The organism is Acidomonas methanolica, assembly GCF_004346035.1.
Taxonomy (GTDB): domain Bacteria; phylum Pseudomonadota; class Alphaproteobacteria; order Acetobacterales; family Acetobacteraceae; genus Acidomonas; species Acidomonas methanolica.
Map to the genome: position 1 here is coordinate 23,915 of NZ_SLZN01000020.1, position 20,385 is coordinate 44,299.

General features: G+C 60.1%; 18 protein-coding genes and 5 riboswitches. Of the genes, 12 read left to right on the forward strand and 6 right to left on the reverse strand.

The genetic code is table 11. The features are described 5' to 3' along the window. Nucleotides 1-24: 24 nt before the first annotated feature. Entirely contained in the window at nt 25-1,377 is a 1,353-nt protein-coding gene (locus EDC31_RS12795; RefSeq protein ID WP_042055817.1) for a voltage-gated chloride channel family protein, read from the reverse strand. A gap of 122 nt (nt 1,378-1,499) precedes the next feature. Further along, nucleotides 1,500-1,575: riboswitch (Fluoride riboswitch) on the reverse strand. Between the two features lie 112 nt (nt 1,576-1,687). Beyond that, nucleotides 1,688-1,751, forward strand: a riboswitch (Fluoride riboswitch). Nucleotides 1,752-1,782: 31 nt separating this feature from the next. Between EDC31_RS12795 and EDC31_RS12800 the strand changes: the two genes are divergently transcribed. From EDC31_RS12800 to EDC31_RS12810, 3 genes are read left to right on the forward strand one after another with little or no spacing between them, the layout of a single operon-like run. Continuing rightward, nucleotides 1,783-2,451: a histidine phosphatase family protein gene (locus EDC31_RS12800; protein WP_042055858.1), complete on the forward strand. Its 669-nt coding sequence runs from the start codon at nt 1,783-1,785 to the stop codon at nt 2,449-2,451. Between the two features lie 28 nt (nt 2,452-2,479). Next, nucleotides 2,480-2,776 carry a DUF211 domain-containing protein gene (locus EDC31_RS12805; protein ID WP_042055820.1) on the forward strand — a complete coding sequence of 99 codons (297 nt, stop codon included), beginning with the start codon at nt 2,480-2,482 and terminating at the stop codon, nt 2,774-2,776. After that, the gene (locus tag EDC31_RS12810; RefSeq protein WP_042055825.1) at nt 2,776-3,330 is read left to right on the forward strand and encodes a hypothetical protein; all 555 of its coding nucleotides are present in this window, start codon (nt 2,776-2,778) and stop codon (nt 3,328-3,330) included. Before EDC31_RS12805 ends, EDC31_RS12810 begins: the two co-directional genes overlap by 1 nt. A gap of 27 nt (nt 3,331-3,357) precedes the next feature. Here the strand turns inward: EDC31_RS12810 and crcB are convergent, their stop codons facing one another. The 4 genes from crcB to EDC31_RS12830 form a co-directional block, all read right to left on the reverse strand. Next, nucleotides 3,358-3,810 carry a fluoride efflux transporter CrcB gene (gene crcB, locus EDC31_RS12815; protein ID WP_042055827.1) on the reverse strand — a complete coding sequence of 151 codons (453 nt, stop codon included), beginning with the start codon at nt 3,808-3,810 and terminating at the stop codon, nt 3,358-3,360. 55 nt (nt 3,811-3,865) lie between these two features. After that, a complete protein-coding gene (locus tag EDC31_RS12820; RefSeq protein WP_042055829.1) occupies nt 3,866-4,699 on the reverse strand; it encodes a universal stress protein in 834 nt (277 codons plus the stop codon). Nucleotides 4,700-4,782: 83 nt separating this feature from the next. Then, a riboswitch (Fluoride riboswitch) is annotated at nt 4,783-4,867 on the reverse strand. Nucleotides 4,868-4,986: 119 nt separating this feature from the next. After that, complete coding sequence (locus tag EDC31_RS12825) at nt 4,987-5,562, reverse strand: histidine phosphatase family protein (RefSeq protein ID WP_042055832.1); 576 nt, start codon at nt 5,560-5,562, stop codon at nt 4,987-4,989. 16 nt (nt 5,563-5,578) lie between these two features. After that, complete coding sequence (locus EDC31_RS12830) at nt 5,579-7,354, reverse strand: alginate export family protein (RefSeq protein WP_042055835.1); 1,776 nt, start codon at nt 7,352-7,354, stop codon at nt 5,579-5,581. Nucleotides 7,355-7,471: 117 nt separating this feature from the next. Beyond that, a riboswitch (Fluoride riboswitch) is annotated at nt 7,472-7,545 on the reverse strand. A 150-nt stretch (nt 7,546-7,695) separates the two neighbouring features. Here EDC31_RS12830 and EDC31_RS12835 point away from each other — a divergent pair. The 8 genes from EDC31_RS12835 (at nt 7,696) to EDC31_RS12870 (ending at nt 18,368) form a co-directional block, all read left to right on the forward strand. Beyond that, entirely contained in the window at nt 7,696-7,899 is a 204-nt protein-coding gene (locus EDC31_RS12835) for a hypothetical protein (protein ID WP_042055837.1), read from the forward strand. Nucleotides 7,900-8,010: 111 nt separating this feature from the next. Next, nucleotides 8,011-8,073, forward strand: a riboswitch (Fluoride riboswitch). Nucleotides 8,074-8,138: 65 nt separating this feature from the next. Continuing rightward, nucleotides 8,139-9,467 (forward strand): phosphopyruvate hydratase, encoded by a 1,329-nt coding sequence (gene eno / locus EDC31_RS12840; protein ID WP_042055839.1) that lies wholly within the window; start codon nt 8,139-8,141, stop codon nt 9,465-9,467. Between the two features lie 40 nt (nt 9,468-9,507). Continuing rightward, on the forward strand, nt 9,508-11,160 hold the full coding sequence (locus EDC31_RS12845) for a dynamin family protein (RefSeq protein WP_052511568.1): 1,653 nt from the start codon (nt 9,508-9,510) through the stop codon (nt 11,158-11,160). Nucleotides 11,161-11,204: 44 nt separating this feature from the next. Further along, nucleotides 11,205-12,716: a MutS-related protein gene (locus EDC31_RS12850; RefSeq protein ID WP_239641523.1), complete on the forward strand. Its 1,512-nt coding sequence runs from the start codon at nt 11,205-11,207 to the stop codon at nt 12,714-12,716. Beyond that, nucleotides 12,713-14,245 (forward strand): MutS-related protein, encoded by a 1,533-nt coding sequence (locus EDC31_RS12855; RefSeq protein ID WP_042055843.1) that lies wholly within the window; start codon nt 12,713-12,715, stop codon nt 14,243-14,245. Before EDC31_RS12850 ends, EDC31_RS12855 begins: the two co-directional genes overlap by 4 nt. Nucleotides 14,246-14,451: 206 nt before the next feature. After that, entirely contained in the window at nt 14,452-16,788 is a 2,337-nt protein-coding gene (locus EDC31_RS12860) for an HAD-IC family P-type ATPase (protein ID WP_042055848.1), read from the forward strand. Between the two features lie 174 nt (nt 16,789-16,962). After that, nucleotides 16,963-17,571, forward strand: a complete 609-nt coding sequence (locus EDC31_RS12865) for an ABC transporter ATP-binding protein (protein ID WP_042055850.1) — start codon at nt 16,963-16,965, stop codon at nt 17,569-17,571. Further along, complete coding sequence (locus EDC31_RS12870) at nt 17,568-18,368, forward strand: ABC transporter permease (RefSeq protein ID WP_042055852.1); 801 nt, start codon at nt 17,568-17,570, stop codon at nt 18,366-18,368. The genes EDC31_RS12865 and EDC31_RS12870 overlap by 4 nt, the downstream gene beginning before the upstream one ends. Before the next feature lie 782 nt (nt 18,369-19,150). Here the strand turns inward: EDC31_RS12870 and EDC31_RS12875 are convergent. Then, on the reverse strand, nt 19,151-19,954 hold the full coding sequence (locus EDC31_RS12875; protein ID WP_081797393.1) for a helix-turn-helix domain-containing protein: 804 nt from the start codon (nt 19,952-19,954) through the stop codon (nt 19,151-19,153). A gap of 49 nt (nt 19,955-20,003) precedes the next feature. Here EDC31_RS12875 and EDC31_RS12880 point away from each other — a divergent pair, with 49 nt between their 5' ends. Further along, nucleotides 20,004-20,324, forward strand: coding sequence for an SRPBCC domain-containing protein (locus EDC31_RS12880; protein ID WP_052511570.1), 321 nt, complete (start codon nt 20,004-20,006; stop codon nt 20,322-20,324). Nucleotides 20,325-20,385 lie beyond the last annotated feature (61 nt).

The window sequence follows — 20,385 nt, forward strand, 5'->3', positions numbered from 1 at the left end:
GGAATAACTGGGGTGCCGCAGAAGCTACGGCGTGGGAGGGTGGCGCGGGAGCGTGCGGGCATGACGCAGGGCCATGCCGCCGGCGATCAGCGGGTGACGGATCTTGGGCACGCCGATGCGCTGGGAGAGATAGATCCCGGAATGGCCCGAACAGAGATAGGCCACGAAACAGCCGACGGCGATGTAGACCGTGTCGGCGGCGCCGAACAGTTCGACCCCCATCATCGTGCAGGCGAGCGGCGTGTTCGCCGCCCCCGCGAAGACGGCGACGAAGCCGATCGCGGCCATCAGGTCGACCGGCGCGCCCAGCACGCCGGCCAGCGTGTGGCCGAGCCCCGCTCCGATGAAGAACAGCGGTGTCACCTCGCCCCCCTTGTAGCCGGTGGCCAGCGCCGTCACGGTGAAGACCAGCTTCCACAGCCAGCTCCAGGTGAAATCGCCCGGACCGAAGAAGCTGACGATGGCCGCACCCCCCACCTCGGCCGGGACGACGCCGAGGCCCAGATAATCCCGCGAGCCCACGAGCCAGACGAGCGCGATGGTCAGCACGCCGCCGATCGCCGGGCGCAGCCACGCGACGGGGCAGAGCCGCCGGAAGACCGGCGCCAGCCGGTGCACGCCCTCCGCGAAGGCCAGGCTCGCCAGCCCGAAGGCCACGGCGGCAAGGCCGACTTTTCCCAGAAGCAGCGGATTCGCATGGAAAACATCGCCCGCGCGATCGGGCACCCCCGCGACGCCGAGGTGATAGGGAACGTGGTGGACGCCCCAGCGATGGCAGGTCCAGTCGGCGATGATCGAGGACGCGGCGACGGGCACGAGAGCGGTGTATTCGATCCGCCCGACGGTCAGGACCTCCAGCCCGAAGATCGCGCCTGCGATCGGCGTGCCGAAGACGGCCCCGAAGCCCGCGGCGATGCCCGCCATCAGGATGATCCGCACGGCCTGGTCGTCCAGGCGGAACAGGCGCACGAAACCGCCCGCGATGCTGCCGCCGATCTGCACGGCGGTGCCCTCGCGCCCGACCGAGGCGCCGAACAGATGGCTGATGACGGTGCTGACCAAGACCAGCGGGGCCATGCGCAGCGGCACGCCGCCGCCGGGTTCGTGGATCTGGTCGACGATCAGGTTGTTGCCCCCTTCCGCCGACCGGCCGAACCAGTGATAGAGCAGCCCCGTCGTGATCCCGGCCAGCGGCAGCAGGTAGAGAAGCCAGGGATGGGCGAAACGGGTGGTCGTCACGTCGTCCAGCAGCCAGAGGAACAGGGCGCAGAGACTGCCGATGATGGCGGCCATGGGGAGGATCAGGGCCGCCCATTTGAGGGTCGCGCGCAGGTTCGCACGCCATCCGTCGAGCAGAGGGCGAAGGGAAAGCGTCATAGGTATCCGTGAAGGGCTGCGCGGCGCGGGGTCATGCAAGGCGGCTGCCTTGTGACCGGTGCGCGATGGACAAGAGAGAACTGGCATGACTCGATTCGGACTCCACCCCTTGGTGCCGCAATGGCGAGGTAGGAATCATCAGCCCTCGCGGGCGGTTCGACCTTTGCAGGTCAGGCAGAGTCCATTGCCAATTCCGACATGAACAGAACGAAGGTGGAAAGTCAAGCGTACCGCGATACGGAGGCGCACAGGTCTATCTCTCGCTCGCAGCAGAGAGTCTCTTGACGGAACAATGAGCGTTCTCTATTCGATTCGGATAGGAGATGGGGTTCCTCCTTTTAACCGCCGCATCGGCTGATGACTCCTGGCATGACGCGCAACAGCGCACGCCGGAGGTATGTCCTGATGTCGAACCTTTCTTTCCCACCCGTTCTGTTGCCCCGTGGTGCCTCTCGCCTGATCCTGGTCCGGCATGGGGAAGTCCCGGGCATCCAGCCGCCGAGCTTTCGCGGAACGCAGACGCTCGCCTTGACCGATCGAGGCAGGGAACAGGCGATCTCGACCGCGCGGTATCTGTCTTCGACCTCACATGTGAAGGTCATTGCGACCAGTCCCTTGTCACGTTGTAGCGACACCGCGAAGGCCATTGCTGAATATCATGGCGATGTATTTACGCCTTTCGACGGTTTGACGGACTTCAATTATGGCGACTGGCAGGGGCGATCCCATGCGGACATCGCCTCTGCCTTTCCTGATGAGTACAGCACTTGGATGAGAACGCCCGATCTTGCGCGTATTCCCAATGGCGATACGCTTGAAGCGGTTGCCGGACGCGCAGTGGCGGCCGTAAACGTGGCTCTTTCCGGTGCCGAGAACGGCACGGCCGTCGTCGTGACGCACGACAGTGTCATTCGGACGCTGATCCTGGCAATCCTCGGTCTGCCGCTGCGTGCTTACTGGACGTTCAATTCAGACCCGTGCGGTGTGAGCATTTTTACGTCCCGTCATGCGGCGTGGACTGTCGAGCGGATCAACGAGAGCGTTCATACACGCCTGCATTTTCCAGTGATCTGAAGGGTCGGGACTGGCACGGAGACACATCATGGCCGAACACCTGAACGTGCGCCGAATTCTCCTGGACGTCGATCTTTCGATCCATGGACCGACATTGGTTGCCGTGGCGACAGCGATACAGTCCTCCGCCGGTGTGGCCGCCTGTAGCATCACCGTGACGGACATCGACACCGAGACGATTGGGACGGACGTTACCATCGAGGGCGAAAACATGGATTATGAAGGCGTGGTCGAGGCGATCGAAAAGACAGGCGCCGTGGTCCATAGTCTTGATCACCTTGCCGCCGGCGACAGGATTATCGAGAGCGTGCCCAGGCGCCGCTGATGTCGCGGACATTTTCACGATGGCTTCGCGACCCCGAGAACAGGCTCGATATCGTTGCGGGCATGGTCGACGGAATCCTGAACGCCTTGACGCTGGCGTCCGGAAGTTTTCTCAAGGCCGGTCATGCCATTACGTTCACGCTTGCCTTGCGCGTCGGGGCAGCGGCGGCGCTCACCACGCTATTCGTCTTTTTCGTGGCGCATTACGCGCAGGAACGGACGGCGCTCGTGGGGATCGAAAGGGAACTTAATCTGCGTGGAGGCAGCCATTTGGCGGCGACTGCGCTGGGCCGCAAGGCGCTCGTCAATTCGGCGCTGGGGGCAGCACTCGCTGCCATATGCGGTCTGGCCGGCTCGGTCGCCCCGCTGCTTCTGGCAATGATTCTGCCTGGGCCGCCGTGGCTGGGACTCATCGCTACACTCACAATGCTGGCTCTCCTCGGCGTGGCCCTTGCCAGGGCTTTCCACGGATCGCGGATTATATGGGGTACGGCGCTATTCCTTGGAGGTGGTGCGCTGGCCTATGTCGGTCTGAAATTGGGTCTCGTGCAGTGATCGCGGCGTATGGTCGAGGGTAAGCCCTCATGTCCGCCTATCCGGCATGATACGAGGGGGCGTCGTCGCGAGCGTATGAGAAACATGCTGATTGAGCGCCTCGGCGGAGATATAGCCGACAGCGGTTGCGCCAAGGCACAGAACCAGTGAAAGCGCGACGTTCAGAAGCGCGCGCCCGATCGCGCCGTCACGGACAAGGTCGATGGTCTGGAGGCTGAACGCGGAAAACGTCGTATATCCGCCGCAGAGCCCTGCCATGAAAATCAGACGCGTCTCGTTCGTGGCAGGAAACCGTGCCCCGGCTACCGTCAGGGCGCTGAAAAAAGCGATGGCGAAGGAGCCGGTGAGATTGATAAGGATCGTCCCCCAAGGCAGCCGGTGGCTCCATGTCAGCGTCAGCACGCCGACGTAATAGCGCAGCAACGTTCCGATCGCCCCCGCTGCTGCTATCCATAGCGGAGTTGGAAAAGAAAACTCCATGAACTCGTATTCCTCGGCCTGTGTTTTTGTGTTTCAGGAAATCCGTCAGCGGGTCTCAATGATGTGTCAGGATCGGCAGGGTCGCGTGTGCGAAAACATCCTGCGTCGGTCCTCCGAATAGCCATTCAAGGAAATGGGGCCGGGTGTAGGCCCCCATGATCAGCAGGTCGCTCTCGGCCGCCAGGGCGTGCGCGCGGATCTGCTCGCCGACGTCACTCCCGCTTTCGATCTGGAAGCGATCGACGGCGATCTTTACGCCCCGATCGGCAAGTGTATGTGTGAAATCAGGCAATCCGGTTTCGCCACCGTCATGTTCACCGATGACAAAGGTGACTTTTTCCGCCGTCTCCAGGAGCGGCATGGCCGCGGAGATCGCATGGTCGAGGGCACGGGAGGGATGCCATCCGATGACGGGTCGGCGTCCGACAGTGTCGTAATCCTGTAGCGGAGCGACAACCAATGTCGCTTCCGCGTCATAAAGGATGCCGGCAAAGGCATCCGCGACATAACCGGGATCTCCCGCGCGAGGGCGGCCATGAACGACAAAATCCGCGTTTAGGGCTTCCTGCGCCGCGATCTTGCGGACATCTCCCGCGATCTCGACCCATTCCTTGTCGGGTTGATGGCGGACGCCAGCGGCAATCGGGCCGATCCATGCCGACGCCAGCGTGCGCAGCTTGTCGGCCCGTTCTGCGACGTCCTGCGCAAAACGCTGCCGCTCTTCGCCGGTGGGCATCCCTTCATCCGGTGTCTGGAAAGCGGGATTATCGGCGGGGCGGGGGTGGAGAATCCGGATCTTATCGGCACGCAGACGCGCGCCGAGAGCACCTGCCGTCTTGAGTGTGAAGGCGGCCGTGTCAGGCCGATCGAGCACAACCAGAAGCCGCATGACGTCATTCTCCCCTGCTGGTCGATGGTGAAACCACACGGAAGGGAAGACCAGATTGGACAGACTCCCCCCTCCGTAAACTTCGTCGGGTAGGAATCATCAGCCTCCGTCGCGGAAGCGGTTCGATCGCCATCAGGCCATCAGGCAGAATCCATTGCCTTGCTGAATCTACAGCGTATTCGGCGGTGAAGGTCAATCTCTAAATCGGTTTCCTGTCTTGCAATATCGCTTGTGTTGATGTCAGCGGCGCATCCCCTGACCGCATGGATGATTGCTCGCAGCGATGCTCACCGATCATAAATCGTCACATTGAATTTCTTAATAATCCTGACATCGTCGCGGATGCCCAGAACGGAGATCGAAGCCGTCTCCAGATAAAAATGCTCACCCAACGCAGCACGATTGTCGATCCAGACGCCTGCAATGCAACGCAGGATGTGGGCGTGGGCAAACAGCAGCACCGTGCCGTCATGTGTGAGCAGTTGCCGCACAAGGCGTGCGGAACGCTGTTGGAGATCGTCGAGATTTTCTCCCCCGGCGACGTCAGCGGTCCACAGGGACCATCCTTTTTCCTTATGACGGATTTCAGCCGTGGCCTTGCCTTCATAAATGCCATAATCCCACTCCGCCAGATCGGGCTCTACAATCGCCCGTGCCCCGAACCCCGCCAGAGAACAGGTTTCCCGAGCGCGGGCGAGCGGGCTGCACAAGACCTGTGTGAACACCTGCCGTGACAGTAATGGAGCCAGGGCTTTTGCCTGCCGCCGCCCCCGCTCGGTCAACGCAATATCGGTGCGCCCGGTATGTTGCCCCGACAGGCTCCAGGCCGTTTCCCCATGGCGAACCATCCAGACCGTCGTCATTGCTGATACCTTTCATTCAGAAGCGGAAAATGAGATTGGATTGGTAGTACGTGCTGCTTGATCCACCGGCATGATCAATGGCGCGGGACGTCATGAAGCGTGCGACATACTGGGTCCATGTCAGATGACGACCGATTTGCAGTGTCATGGACGCCTGCGGCGCCATGCCGATGAAGCCGCCCCGCAGAGGATCAGAAAACGCGTATCGGCCTGACAGGAAATAGGAATAGACAGCATCGTTCGTGCTTTCCCGCCAGTAAAATGGATATTTCAGCGCGAGCGTCAGCTTTGGCAGTGGAGAGAAATCGAGAAAAGGCGCTACTCCGACCAGGTTGGAGCCGGTCAGGTAGGTGGTTGTGTCGATATAGTTCGTGTTCGGTCCGAATGGTTCGATATAGGTACCTACCGAGCCTGTCCTGCTATTGGCTCCGCCCCCCGAATAGACATCGGTTTGCACGCCGAGCGAGGGCTTCCAGGATATGCGGCGAAAATGATACGCGAGGCTCGTGTTGATCGCGAACGCGTTGACATTCCTTGTTTGCGCCGAATTGGCATAGCGGAACAGTCCGCCCTGATAGAGTCCGCCAAACGAGAATTCGACCGGACCTGCCATCCCGTGCCAGCGTACGCCAAAGTTATTGCGCGTGGTCGAACCGGCGGCTGTTGCCGTAATCGTGCTGATCGCAGCCGGGTGTCCCGAGAGTTTATAGCCGATGTAGAACAGATCGAGGAACGACCAACCTTTCCCGCCAAATGCCTTGAAGTCCGGGGGGGCCAGAGTGACGTCTACCCCGTACAGTCGATTGGCGTAATTTTCGGTATCCTTGAAATCCTGCGGACCCGCATGGGTATCATTGGTCTGCACGAAATCGAAGGCGTCGACGCGGATTCGGGGCCAGATTGAATAGGCACGGAAACCGTCCCAGGAAATGGGAAGATTGGGGGTCTGCCTGTTCGACAGCATGTAGGCGGGGGCGTCGAGGAATTCCTGTCGTCCGAAGATAAAGCCGTTCTGCGCGCCCCATGCGCGCCCTGTGAACTCCACGAAAGCCTGTTGCAGGTCGATCCCCTTCCGGTAGGTGGGGCCGTATCCGAAACCATCCCATCCCGCAGCATCCCCGTTGACGATCTGGCCAAACAGGCGGACATGCGATCCGAGATGAAGGTCGGCACCATAGAGATTGCGAACGGTGAAACGGCCTGAATCGTTGTTGCGATAGGCACCGAGGTCCGGCCGTGAGTCGAACCAGTTGCGCAGGCGCGTTTCGCCGGAGAAACCGAGCCAGACCGACCCGCTGTCGTTCAGGGCGATATATTTGAGTGCATCCAGAGGGTCTTTTCGGTTGCAAGGGTCGCGCAAGGCACTCCAGTCTTCGGCCCATGGTTCCGTGCCATACATTTTGACCGGACCAAAACCAGCGGCCGAACCATCGCCCCGGTTGAAAATACCCCAGTCCCCCTGATGCGAGGGTGCGGATGGCGACGTCAGGCAGCGAGCCGATTGGCTTGTGGCCCGAACCTTGGCAGGAAATCCTGCTGCCTGAGCGTCGAATAGCGGCGAAGGCGTTTTCTGTGGGTACAGCGGGCCGAACGCTTCTGCGACGACCTGCGCTTGCGTACGAAACGGACATATCATGAGACCCAGGCATAACAGACGGCCTGACAACCGGACGTATCGGACTTTCCCGGATGAGCGACCGAGAACGCCACGACCTGAATGTTGGCCGCCTGACGATGCATGCATCAGGAATGTGACCAGCACTATGGCGGTTGCTATCGAAACAACCGTCATGACAGGCGCGTGAGCATATGGTCGCGGAGCAAGAAGAACCGATGCTCTCGATCATCGCGGGATCTATGAAAATGGCGCATGACTCTGGACGCACTCCTCCCTCATTTGCCACAGTGTGGCGAGGTAGGAGTCATCAGCCCTGGGGGCGGTTCGGCCACGGCGGCCAGGCAGAGTCCATTGCCTTCGTTGATAGTCTCAACACCGTATGAAGATTGTCAAGCCAGCCAGGGAAATGCGATGACGAACGTCGATCCGGATCACGACACCACAGGCAGCCGAACCGGCAGGAGCACCCCGCTTCAAGATGACAGTGAACCCATGAGATCGACGGAAAGGAAGACATGAATCACGATAATCTGGACAAAGAGGCAATACTCTGGGCTCGCCTCCAAATCATCGAATATGAATTCTCCCCGGAACAGACAATATTCGCCATGGCGAAAGCCATAGAGGTGCTGGCTTCTGATTCCAGGCTGGCGGATGACGCAAAAGCGAAGATCGAAGAGGCGGCACGGGTCATCAGTCATTTGACAAGCCAGGGATGAACGGCCGATCACTCCCTGAAACTCCCCATCACGTCACGGGGTAGCGCGATCGTCGATGGATGATCCGGTGTGAGACACGCTTGACCGAAATGACAGCGCGCGTTAGCGTCCACGGGTAAGGGAGATGGAGTTCCTCCCGTAACCGCCCTCAGGGCTGATGACTCCTGCCGAAGTGACATTCATTGTCGCGGCAGGAGATTTGTATCCTTCCGCGATAGAACGATGGGAAGGATACGCCGATGGTCTCCAATGCCGATTTCCAGATTCGCAAGGTCGACGCCCTGGAAATTCTTGATTCCCGTGGCAACCCGACCGTGCGCGTGCTCCTTGAACTGGAAGGAGGGCGAACGGCTGTGGCATCCGTGCCGTCCGGTGCGTCCACGGGACGGTTCGAGGCGCTTGAGTTGCGTGACGGGAGTGACGCGTCCGGGGACGCGCTTCCGGAGCGCCCGCGATATGGAGGCAAGGGCGTTCGCCGGGCTGTTGCCAATGTGCGCGACATCATCGCGCCCGCGCTGATCGGGCAGGACGTGCGGCGGCAGGCGGCGCTCGATCGGCTCATGCTGGATCTGGACGGCACCGAAAACAAGGCACGGCTTGGCGCGAACGCGATCCTCGGCGTGTCGATGGCCATTGCGCGTGGCGCCGCAGTCGCGGCGGGCCTGCCGCTCTATGCCAGCCTTGGCGGCAGCGGCGCGCGTCGGCTGCCGGTGCCCATGATGAACGTCCTGAACGGTGGCCTGCATGCCGCCAACGCGCTGGATTTTCAGGAATTCATGATCGTCCCGCATGGCGCCCCGACATTCGGGGAAGCCCTGCGCTATGGCAGTGAAACATTTCATGCTCTTCGTGCGCTATTGCACGCGCGTGGCTACGTGACCTCGGTGGGTGACGAGGGCGGATTCGCGCCGGACCTTCCGGATAACGAGACGGCTTGCAGCCTGATCGTCGATGCGATCGAGAAGGCGGGTTATCGGCCGGGCGCCGACATCGCCATCGCCCTGGACCCGGCGGCATCCTCCTTTGGTCGGGACGGGTCCTATCGCCTGCAATCGCATGGAACGTCGGTAACGCGCAGCGCACACGAGATGAACGAGCTGTATGCCGACTGGATCGCTCGCTACCCGATCATCTCCCTTGAAGACGGATTGGCCGAAGACGACTGGGCGGGTTTCGCGAAGCAGACATCCCGGCTTGGAGATCGTCTTCAGATCGTGGGCGATGATATTTTCGTCACCAACCCCGCTTTCATCAAGCGCGGTATTCGCGAAAAAACGGCCAACGCGGTGCTGATCAAGCTGAACCAGATCGGCACCGTCACCGAGACCGTCGCGGCGATCGAGGCGGCGCGCCATGCGGGCTGGGCCTATGTCATTTCCCACCGCTCCGGCGAAACGGAAGACTCCTTTCTCGCCGATTTCGCGGTCGCGATGGGGGGCGGGCAGATCAAGACCGGTTCGTTGTGCCGGAGCGAGCGGATCGCGAAATATAACCGGCTTCTGGAAATCGAACACGAACTCGGCGTGGAAGCTGAATTCGTCTCGCCATTTGCCGTCCCGCGCGTTTGATCCAGTCACTTTCTCCCGCACGCAAGAGAAGCCCCCTTCCGTGAACCTGCACTCCTACCAGAATGCCAAGTATAGGCTGGCCGATATCGTGCGGGCGCTGCCGTGGCGCGCGGAAACCGCCTTGCGGAATCGCCAGTTGTTCGAGCGCCTGGCGATGGATCGTTTCAACGTGGCGGTCGTCGGACGCTACAGCCGGGGGAAGTCCACGCTTCTCAATGCGATGATCGGTGGTGCCCGCCTGCCCATGGGCGTCGAACCTCTGACGTCGGTTATCACCAGCATCGCCTACGGGAGCGAGGAAAAGGTCGTCGCGCATTTTCGCGGCACCTCGCTGATCGAGGATATCCCGCTTTCGCGCCTACCCGATTATGTGACCGAACACGGCAATCCGGGAAACCGGCGACGGATCGAGGAGGCGGAAATCCTGATCCCCGCGACGATCCTGCGGTCGGGCTTCCGTTTTATCGACACGCCCGGTCTCGGCTCCATTGTGCGGGCGAATACGGAAACGACGCGGGCTTTTCTCGACGAGATCGACCTTTTCGTTTTCGTCTCCAGTTGCGATGCGCCGTTGGACCCCGAAGAGCGGGACATCCTGCTCGACGTGGCCCGTGTCGGCAAGCCGTTGTTTCCGGTGCTGAACAAGGTCGATCTGGTCTCGCCCGAAGAGATGTCCCGCAAGGAGCGCGCGTTGAGAGAGGCGCTGGACCGGCTGGGATGCACGGCAGTCCATGACGTTATTCCGCTCAGCGCGCAGAATGCCCTGACTGCGCGAGCTTCCGGCGACGATGCTGCCCTGGAACGGTCCGGCGTGCCCGCGCTGGAAGAGGCCCTGACCCTGTTTCTTCTGCGCGAACGGCGCGGACGTTTCCTCCGGAGCATGTGCGATCGCGTGACCGAAGCGGTCCGGCAGGATGCGCCCGAGAGTGAAGGAGCGTTGCTGGATCGCATTGCCGTCATTCGTCAGGAGATCGGAGCGGGGGACCGGGAGCCGGAGACGACCGGCGCCGCAGACGAGAAAACGAATGCGCCGATTCCGCCCTGCGCGGCCTGTGTAGCTGCGGAGCAGGCTGTTTTTCGCGACCTGACGGTTCTGCAAAGTCGGCTTCGCGCCCGAGAGAAAGATCGTCAGGATTTTCTTCGCGGGGGTGGATTGTGCCCGGTGCATGCGCGGGCCTTCGGACAACTGGCGGCGCCGCGCGAGATATGCACGGCCTATGCCCCCTTGCTACAGGCCGAAGCGGCACGTCTGCGCGAACGGGCCGAACACGACGCCTTCGGCGCGACGCATGAAAAGACCGTCTGCCCGGCTTGCGCGGTAGCGGCCAGGGCGGCTGGAGACTGTCTTGACGCACTGGCGCGCGCCATGGAGCAGGATCGGCTGGCCGTGCCGAAAGCCGCGGGGCTGTGCGGTGTTCATTTCGAACTGCTTCTGGCCCGCGTTCAGAGGCCGGAAATCCGGCGCGCGCTACTCCGACGACAGGCGGATGATCTGGAACGCCGGGCTGACGACATGAACCGCTTCGCCTTGAAGCAGGACGCCGCTCGGCGCGACGCCATGACGCAAGCCGAGCAAAGAGCGGCTCGTGCCGGCCTGGACCAATGGATCGGTCTTGCGGATGCGTGGTGCGCGACGGAGCACGAGGCAGCTTCGCCAGACGCGCTGACAGGAAGAGACGAGGCCAGTCGATGACCTTCATGAGCCTTCTCTGGCTGGACGAAGACCAACGGAAGGGTGTGCTGCCCTCCGCCGTGCCGGATTGTTTCCACGACCTCTGTCTCGACCAGGTCATGGCGACGGCGGTCGGCGTCGACCCGGATCTGGTTTCTGTCTTCTGTAACCCGCCACACGAGATCGAGACGGTAGTCTATCGGCAGAAGATGTTTCAGGATCTGGAGCGTGGCGATATCGCGGCGTGCGGCCGGGAGTTCATGCTCGCGCTACGCCGGAGCCGCACCCTTGCCGACAATGCGCGACGGAGTGGGAATATCTGGGCCTCCCGACGTTGGAACCTCGATGCGGCGAGGGCATATGCGGCGACCCTGGCGACTCTTCATGGCACGTTGACAAAGGCGGAGCCGTCATCGCCGGCAATGAAAAGTCTGATCGATTGGCTTGCGACGACACTGGCATCCACGCGGCATCAACGTCTTGTGCGCGAAGGCGACGAGATCGTGGAGGCGTTGAACCGCGTTTCATACATGGTTCGGGTCGGCGAGGGCGTTTTCACCGTTCTCCCGTCCGATGACGGTCCGGATTACGGCCGTCGCATTGAGGCGACTTTTGCGCGTTTTCGCCAAGGCGACCTTCAGCCGCTCACTTTCGGTTATGAAGAGGACGTCATTTTTACAAATGTCGAGGGGAAGGTACTGGATTTTGTCGCGACCCTCAATCCGGAGATTTTTGGGAAACTGGATCAGTACTGCCGGGAGTTCGGAGACTATGAGTCTGAGACTGTCCGGCGTCTGGACTATGAATTTCGCTTTGTCATGGCGTGGCTCGACCTCATTGCCCGTCTGAAAACATCCGGCCTGTCATTCTGTTACCCATTGCTATCCGAAAGCTCCCAGGAGGAACGGGTTACGGATGCGTTCGACATCGCTCTGGCTCTTGAACGCGCCAAAAAGAAGGCTGGTCCGGTCGTTTCGAATGAATTCCACCTTCAGGGGCCGGAACGCGTGCTTCTCGTGACAGGCCCCAACCAGGGTGGAAAGACGACTTTCGCCCGTATGATCGGTCAACTGCATTATCTGGCGAAGCTGGGTGGTCCCGTTCCCGGTCAGGACGCGCATCTGTTTCACGTCGATCATATTTTCACGCATTTCGAACGCGAGGAAAACGCCCACGATCTGCGAAGCAAACTCGAAGATGAACTCGTCAGAATCCATAAGATCATCACCGATGCGACGTCGCGCAGTCTGGTCATCATGAACGAGAGCTTCAGTTCCACGACCATGAACGATGCCATCGCCCTCTGCGCGATCGTGTTGAATACGTTTCTGGAGCGGGGACTGATCTGCGTTTGCGTGACGTTCCTTGAGACACTCGCGACCCTTTCGGATCACATAGTACCGATGGTGAGCGACGTCGAGAAAGGGCATGAAGACGTCCGAACCTATCGGATCGTCCGCGCCCGGCCCGATGGAAGGGTTTATGCCATGGCCCTGGCGCGTAAATACAACGTCACGGGTGACGATATTCGGCGACGTCTGGCGTCACAGGTCCGCCCTCGGGAGACGGGCTTATGAAAGCTCACCTCCTGTTTCCTGATCGCGATCTTGATTTGACGGCAGCTCTGCCGCCACAGTCCGCCGCGTTGATCAACGATCTGCGTTTGAACGTTGTCTTTGAAGCCATGGCACGAGGCGATGCGGTGATCGCGAAGATCGTGCCGCATGTGCTGCTGGCCGGGACGGATGACGTTGCGGTTATCCTGTATCGTCAGAGCGTCATGCGGGAACTCATGGAGAAGGAAGATTTCTGCCGAAATCTCTATGCGTTTCTCAAGGAAACACTTTCTGCCGAGCATAAGAGTTACTTGCACATGCGCAATAGGAGCGTCTCCGGCGTTATTTTCGACGCGGTGCTTTCGCTCGAAGTCCTGTCCGGTCCCTTGCAGAAGCTGAAAGTGATTGCGAACAAGCAGAAGACACTGGCGACGTCGACGGCAGTGCGTCGTCTGTTCGAGATATTGGACGAAGAACTGGATGACAGTCTCTTCGCGGACCTGCTCGAATACAGTCGGGTGTTTCGCGTGCCGGAAATGCTTTTGAGTGCTCGACTGGGGGACGGCAATAAAGGTGTCGACTATCGCCTCAGGGGTTTTCCGGGCGCGCGATTTCGGTGGCTAAAGAAACTGATCGGGCAGTGGCTTCCTCCGAACAGTTACAGGCTGGACCCGAGAGATGATAACGGAGCGCGCGCGCTGAACGATCTGCGAGAACGCGCGCTTGGGGGAGCCGCGTCGTCCATGCAGCAGGGCAAGGATCATGTCCTGTCGTTTCTCACGAACCTGCGGGATGAATTGGCCTTTTACGTCGGGGCGCTCAATGTGCGGCGAAGGCTCTGCGCGCGTCAGCTCCCTCTCTGTTTCCCGGACATCGAAGCGTCCGGATGTCGTTCCTTTGATGCGCAGGATTTATACGACATTGCCCTGGCGTTGGCGTCTGATCAGCCGGTCACGGGCAATAATGTGCCGATGACCGGCAGTCGCAAGGGTACGATCATCACCGGAGCGAACCAGGGCGGAAAATCGACCTGTCTGCGGAGTATCGGATTATCGCTGCTGATGGCCCGATGTGGATTATTCGTCGGCGCGGGGCATCTCACGACCGCAATGGTGGGAGGCGTGTTCACGCACTTCAAGAGGGAAGAGGATCGCACGCTTCAAAGCGGAAAATTCGATGAGGAACTGCGACGGCTGGATGATCTGCTGACGTACGTTCGCGACGATAGCGTCGTGCTGTTCAACGAGTCGTTTTCTTCGACGAACGAGATGGAGGGAAGTGCGATTTCTTTCGATGTCATGGATGCTCTCATGGCATCCGGGGTGCGCGTGTTCTTTGTTACTCACCAATATACGTTTGCCCATAGAGGCTTTCTTTTGCGTCGGGATCAGATCCTGTTCTTGAGGGCGCCCGGCCGGAAGGGGGCAGATCGTGATTTCCGGCTCGAGCCCGGGGAACCGAGTGCGACACGTGAAGCCGCAGATCTGTATCAACGCGTCTTCGGGGTGGCGCTATCACCGTCGATCAAGACTACGCCCTCCGGCCTGTGACCGGTCGATGAGAACGGACGGTCCGCTTGCGGGAAAGAAAGGGCAGGATGGGCGATGAGCGATTTTCTTGTGTTCGACATGAATGGACTGTCGGCGGCTGCACCGTGCCGGCAGCGACCGGGGATGCACCACGGCTTCGATGGAAATGAGAGGGCCTTCATGTCGGAAAATCCCGGCCTTGCCCGGACATGTGCAGGTGTGACGCGATGAGCGGTTCGACGACTCCGGCTCCTCCGGTTTGCGCCTCGGGCGGGCTGACCGAAGCAGCGGCACAAGAACGTCTTGTCGCGTTTGGGCCTAACGAAATCGTCAAGCCGCCACCTGGCGCGCTCCATGCGTTTTTCAGGCGGTTGTGGGGGCCGATCCCCTGGCTTCTTGAAGCGGCGCTTTGTCTTGAGGCCGCTCTGGGCAAGACCGTCGAACCGGCGATCATCGGCGGGTGGCTCGTCTTCAGCGCCCTTGTCGGCAGCATGCAGGAACGGCGCGCGCATGCGGCACTCGATCTGTTGCGTGGCCAGCTCCATGTGGAGGCGCGGGTTGTGCGCGGCGGAATCTGGCGTCGGATCGCAGCGCGAGACCTCGTGCCTGGTGACCGGGTGGGCCTCGCGGCGGGCGATCTGGTCCCCGCCGACTGTACGGTCGCGGCAGGTGCGGTCGAGGCGGACCAGTCGGCCTTGACGGGTGAGTCCGCCGCCGTCTCTCGCGACATTGGCGAGACGCTCTATTCCGGCTCGACGATTCGACGTGGCAGAGCGGAAGCGACCGTCACGCAGACCGGCGCGCGGAGCTATTTCGGCCGCACGGCGGAACTGGTCAGGACGGCGGGAGCCGCCAGCCACCTCGAACGATTGCTGTTCGCTGTGGTGCGACATCTTGTGAGCATCGATTCCGCATTGGCCGTGCTGCTGGTCGCGGTCGCGCTCTGGCGGGGAGAGACCCTTCTGCCGTTGATCCCCTTCTTCCTTGTGCTGCTGACCGCGACGGTGCCGATCACGATGCCGGCGGCCTTCACGGCCGCCAATGCCGTGGAGGCGCGCAACCTGGCGAAAGAGGGGGTTCTGGTGACCGGTCTGTCTTCAGTCCAGGAGGCGGCATCGCTGGACGTGCTGTGCGTGGACAAAACCGGCACGCTGACGCTGAACCGCCAGACGATCGCGGCCGTCGTTCCGCTGGCGGGGGAGACAGAAGACGGGGTTCTCGCCTTCGCGGCCGCCGCGTGCGACGAGTCCACGCAAGGCGTGGTCGATGGCCTGATCCTCGGTCTCGCGCGAAAGCACGCCCTGACGCCGTTCACGCGGGAGACATTCATTCCGTTTGATCCGGCGGCCAAGCGGTCGGAGGCCATGCTTCGTCCGGCCCATGAGGGCGATCCGGTCCGGGTCGTTCTCGGTTCGCCGGCGGTGCTCGGGATGCTCGCCGATACGCCGCCTGATTTCACCGCGAAGGTTGAGGAACTGGCGGTCTCCGGTGCGCGACTTCTCGCCGTTGCGGCCGGAGCGGCGGATCGCCCGAGAATCCGGGGCCTTATCGCGCTCGCGGACCCTCTGCGGCCGGATGCCGCGTCGCTCGTGGCAAAGATCGAGGCGCTCGGGATTCGGATTCTCATGGTCACGGGTGACACGCGCGCGACGGCGGAGGTCGTGGCGAAGCAGGTTGGCCTGGGGACGCGCTTCGGAGACGCCAGCCGCGATCTCGATAACTCCCTGGATTTCGACGGATTTGCCAATTTCTATCCGGAGGAGAAGTTCCGTCTCGTCAAGACGCTGCAACAGACCGGTCGAATTGTCGGCATGACCGGCGACGGGGTGAACGATGCGCCGGCGCTCAAACAGGCAGAGGTCGGCATCGCGGTGCAGGACGCATCCGACGTCGCGAAGGCGGCGGCGGGGATCGTGCTGACCCGTCCAGGGTTGGAAGGGATCGTCTCGGTCGTGTCCGGCGGGCGGCGCGTGTTCCGGCGGATGCTGACATGGACGATCACCAAGGTCGCGCGGACCGTCGAACTCGCGGCCCTGCTGACCTTCGGCTATATCGCCACCGGTTTTTTCGTCGTGCCGCTAACAATGATCGTCGTCATTACCGTGCTGAATGACATCGTCACACTCACCCTGGCGACGGACCGCGCCTGGGTTTCGCCCGCGCCGGAGCAATGGGATATCGGTCAGATTTCGCGTCGCGGGGCGGCATTGGCCGCCGGGTGGCTGATCCTGGGCTTTACGGTCCTCTGGCTGGCGCTTCACCCTTTGCATCTTCCGGTCCCGCAAATCCAGACGCTGATGTTCGTCTATCTCATGTATACGGCGCAGGTGACGATCTGGTTGACGCGCACGCCAGGGCATTTCTGGTCGCTCCCGCCCAGTGGCCCGGTGATGATGGCGACGATCGGCAATATCCTGATCGCCGGTCTGATGGCTGGCTTCGGCGTGCTGACCGCGCCCGTTTCGTTCGGCCTGCTGGCCGCCTTGCTGCTTGCCGTCCTGATTGCGGCGCTCCTGTTCGACCAGTTGGGAGGATTGAAGAACTCTCTTGTCCTGCGACCATAGGGGCTTTTGTGAGCGGGATGTTCGACCCGACAGAGGGGGGAGCCTCGGTTATAATCGGAGGGTTCGAAAGACCCCTTCGCGCTAAACTGTTGCCTGTGATTCCATCCCGTGTGTTGTGATGAGGGGATGGTGGCATGGAGCATGCTTGTTTTTTTACGTTGAGGAGCGGCAGTGATGGAAGTCGGTCTGGAAATCAGAGGGCTGAAAAATAGTCTGGTCGGCCCATTTGATTGCGTGATGGGGCCGGGTGAATGCATCGCCGTGACCGGGCGTTCTGGCGCCGGCAAATCGCGTCTGTTACGCATGATCGCCGATCTGGACCCTCATGAAGGTGTGGTCGCATTTCGCGGCTATTTGCAGAATGAAATAGCCGCTGCCCAATGGCGCCGACAGGTTATGTACTTCCCGGCGGAATCCGGATGGTGGTCCGACAATGTGGGCGACCATTTTGCGAACCGGGCTGAGGCAGAGCCGCTTCTGCACGCGGTCGGATTGTCGGAAGACATGTTGGGCATGAGTGTGCATCGTCTTTCCACGGGAGAGCGCCAGCGTATGGCTCTGGTGCGCGGTCTTCTGTTGCAGCCCGACGTGTTGTTGCTTGACGAGCCGTGTTCCGCGTTGGACGCGGTCATAACAGCACGGGTCGAAGAACTGCTCTCGCGCATCAGAAAGGCTGGCACGATGATCGTTCTCGTGACGCATGACGAGGATCAGGTCAGGCGTATGGCGGATCGCCGCTTTCGGGTTTTGGAAGGGGGGCGCATCTGCGAGGACATGATATGACGACGCCTAGCCTGATGACGAATGGCGCGCTGATCGTCGCGGCTGTGCTTGTGGGGTGCGGCGTCGGATTATCGGTATGGGCTTCGCTTGGGGTGGCGCGGAACCTCCTGACGTCAGCCGTCCGAATGGCTATACAGCTTCTGCTGGTCGGCAACGTGCTCCTGTTCGTATTCACCCGCTCGTCTGTGTGGCTGACGGTATTGGTCGTGGCATGCATGTTCGCCGCGGCAGCCTATGAAGCCGGCGCGCGGCAAACGATACGATTGCCGACGGTATGGCATTTCGCCATCGGTACTATGGCGACATTTACCGGGACCACGGTTGCGGTTCTTACGGGATTGTTGACGGTGCTTCACCCTCACCCATGGTATCAGGCCCGGAGCGCCATTCCGATGGTAGGTCTGTTGCTCGGAAATGTGATGAATGCGACGAGCCTCAGTATGAATGCACTGCTCTCCGACGTGTCCCGCGATCGTCGGGCCGTCGAAGCACGTATTAGCCTGGGTGCGAGCCGGTTCGGGGCCATGAGGGGCGTGATGCGGCAGGCGATCCGTACGGCGTTGCTTCCAACGTTCAACCAGATGGCGGCGGCAGGTATCATCACTTTACCCGGGATCATGACCGGGCAGGTACTGGCCGGCATGAATCCTATTGACGCCGCGCGCTATCAGATCGTCCTCATGAGCTTGATCGTCAGTGGAAACATGATCGGCGCAACGGTGGCGGCAAGCCTGCTAACCTTGCGGCTGACCGATGCACGTGGACGTTTGCGTCTTGATCGTCTGAAAAGCGTGTAACGCGCTTCTAACGACGCAAAGGCCATTGTCAATTCAACGGGAAGTGCGGGGCAGTTCCAGATAAAGATACGACGAAGAATACTGGCGTAACAGATAGTCCCTCGACTTTGAGTTGAGAACAGAAAAACCTTAGTGTTGTTGAAAGTGGGAAAGTATAGGTTTCGCAGGAAGGTAAGGATGCCCATCCCGCTTCCGTTACAGGTCGGCCATGAAGGAAAACTTGCACGCACGCGGCATGCTCTTTTGCAGATATCCGAGTGCGAGATCTCCCCGTTATGCTTATTATGTGGGTTTGCTAGGACTGTGAGTCCGCCGCGTGAAAGATTATCCTTGCCTCGTGTTCTATCCTGAATGTGAGGATCGCATTGATGTCGAGCACGTGCTGCATGTGTGCAACGATATTTCGCTCTGGATGTGTGATCCATATAGAGAGGATGTGTAGTCCTGTGAGCGGCCGTTCCTCCGACCTGATGGTAACGATTCAGTAGAGCTAAGTTGAGCATCTGCCTTGATTTAATGTTCTAACCTGCTGATATTACATAATTATATTGCCGCCTGAAGTGAATGTGGGTATCGGCACTTGCGTGCCCCCGCAACCATGAATTTCGTTTAAAAACAAACGCTTAGGCCGCCCATCGGGCGGCCTTTTGCGTTTCTACACCCACAACTGGAATCATATAGGAATCATTCGGCAGAGAATTCCCGCGTAGTTTCGAAACGCGCGGGGTGTGGCGCTGGCGGCCCGGAAAGGGCACGAATCGGATTTGCCTCCCGACCCTTCGTCACCGTGTCGCTTGTAACTTGTCCAGAAAATGCCGGGGCGCGAGACCGACAACGGACTTAAAGTCACGTGCAAAATGGGCTTGATCGAAGTAGCCCAATTCTGCCGCTACAGAGGCTATGGTGCCTTCGCCCTTTGCCAGACATTCGGAGGCTTCTTGGAGCCGAAATCGCCGTATCACCCATTTGGGTGGGACGCCCAGATAGTTGCGGAAAAGCCGTTGTAGAGAGCGTTCCGTCAGTCCTGATCTCATAGTGAGATCAGAGACGGAGCGTATTTCCGGGTTGTGCCGAATATGTTCGACAAGATCGCGGATATGAATAGCTTGAGGATCGGTCGCTTGTGCCGGGACGTGGAGAGCCATTTCTGCATGATATGCTTTTTCAGTCATCGATGGACTGTTGAGTATTTTTCCTATGACCTCACGATCCCAGACAGAGTTATCCAGGGGAAATGTTCTGTCCGTGATTTTATGAGCGGGAGTGCTATCAAATTGTCGAAACATGGCAGGGCGGAATTTGATACCGAAAACTTCGCCACATCCATGTAAGCGTCGAATGAATTTCTTCCGAACGATTCCTACGACTGTCGCTTCCTGCTTCTCGAACACGACGTGAATTGATGGGTACGACAGGACTTCAGACGTTTGCTCTTCTTCGGTATCCCATTGGACCCACCAAAAATGTTCAACCACCGGAGACAACTCGTCTGACGGTAAAATTCTCCCGGTTTTAATACCCGCAGGAAAGGAGAGAATGGCGCGATCCAAAGAGGGGGAAGCTTCTGTCGGGTTTTTACAAGCCATCGTTCGACTTTGAACCTAATTTTTTCATTCCGTGTTTGAGGATAGCGCGATGCATGAAAGATCTGCCACCATTCTGATTAAAGCGCCCCATACTGTGGTTTGGGATGCCCTGACCTCTCCATCGCAGATCGAGCGCTATTTCTTCGGTACTAAGCTGACCACGGATTGGCTGATCGACTCGCCGATGACGTTTCGGGGGGATTATCAGGGTAAGACCTACGAGGATCGAGGCACGGTTCTGACCTTCGATCCGCCGACAGGTCTCTCCTATAGCTACTGGTCGAGTTTTTCAGGCACGGAAGATCTACCGGCCACGCGGCTGATTATTCGGTATGTCCTAGAGCGTTTTCTGCACGAACTGAATCGTTAGGGATTCCCCTTGGCGGCGTGATCTGATTCAAGATGAGAGCCGGGAAGGGGGCTGGCTTTGG

Excerpts from the sequence above, each read along its gene's own strand:
- EDC31_RS12825 (WP_042055832.1), bottom strand. The coding sequence starts at position 5,562 with ATGACGACGGTCTGGATGGTTCGCCATGGGGAAACGGCCTGGAGCCTG.
- EDC31_RS12805 (WP_042055820.1), top strand. The coding sequence starts at position 2,480 with ATGGCCGAACACCTGAACGTGCGCCGAATTCTCCTGGACGTCGATCTT.
- EDC31_RS12870 (WP_042055852.1), top strand. The coding sequence starts at position 17,568 with ATGACGACGCCTAGCCTGATGACGAATGGCGCGCTGATCGTCGCGGCT.
- crcB (WP_042055827.1), bottom strand. The coding sequence starts at position 3,810 with ATGGAGTTTTCTTTTCCAACTCCGCTATGGATAGCAGCAGCGGGGGCG.
- EDC31_RS12880 (WP_052511570.1), top strand. The coding sequence starts at position 20,004 with ATGCATGAAAGATCTGCCACCATTCTGATTAAAGCGCCCCATACTGTG.
- EDC31_RS12820 (WP_042055829.1), bottom strand. The coding sequence starts at position 4,699 with ATGCGGCTTCTGGTTGTGCTCGATCGGCCTGACACGGCCGCCTTCACA.
- EDC31_RS12800 (WP_042055858.1), top strand. The coding sequence starts at position 1,783 with ATGTCGAACCTTTCTTTCCCACCCGTTCTGTTGCCCCGTGGTGCCTCT.
- EDC31_RS12835 (WP_042055837.1), top strand. The coding sequence starts at position 7,696 with ATGAATCACGATAATCTGGACAAAGAGGCAATACTCTGGGCTCGCCTC.
- EDC31_RS12860 (WP_042055848.1), top strand. The coding sequence starts at position 14,452 with ATGAGCGGTTCGACGACTCCGGCTCCTCCGGTTTGCGCCTCGGGCGGG.
- EDC31_RS12875 (WP_081797393.1), bottom strand. The coding sequence starts at position 19,954 with ATGGCTTGTAAAAACCCGACAGAAGCTTCCCCCTCTTTGGATCGCGCC.
- EDC31_RS12865 (WP_042055850.1), top strand. The coding sequence starts at position 16,963 with ATGGAAGTCGGTCTGGAAATCAGAGGGCTGAAAAATAGTCTGGTCGGC.
- EDC31_RS12830 (WP_042055835.1), bottom strand. The coding sequence starts at position 7,354 with ATGACGGTTGTTTCGATAGCAACCGCCATAGTGCTGGTCACATTCCTG.
- EDC31_RS12855 (WP_042055843.1), top strand. The coding sequence starts at position 12,713 with ATGAAAGCTCACCTCCTGTTTCCTGATCGCGATCTTGATTTGACGGCA.
- EDC31_RS12795 (WP_042055817.1), bottom strand. The coding sequence starts at position 1,377 with ATGACGCTTTCCCTTCGCCCTCTGCTCGACGGATGGCGTGCGAACCTG.
- EDC31_RS12810 (WP_042055825.1), top strand. The coding sequence starts at position 2,776 with ATGTCGCGGACATTTTCACGATGGCTTCGCGACCCCGAGAACAGGCTC.
- eno (WP_042055839.1), top strand. The coding sequence starts at position 8,139 with ATGGTCTCCAATGCCGATTTCCAGATTCGCAAGGTCGACGCCCTGGAA.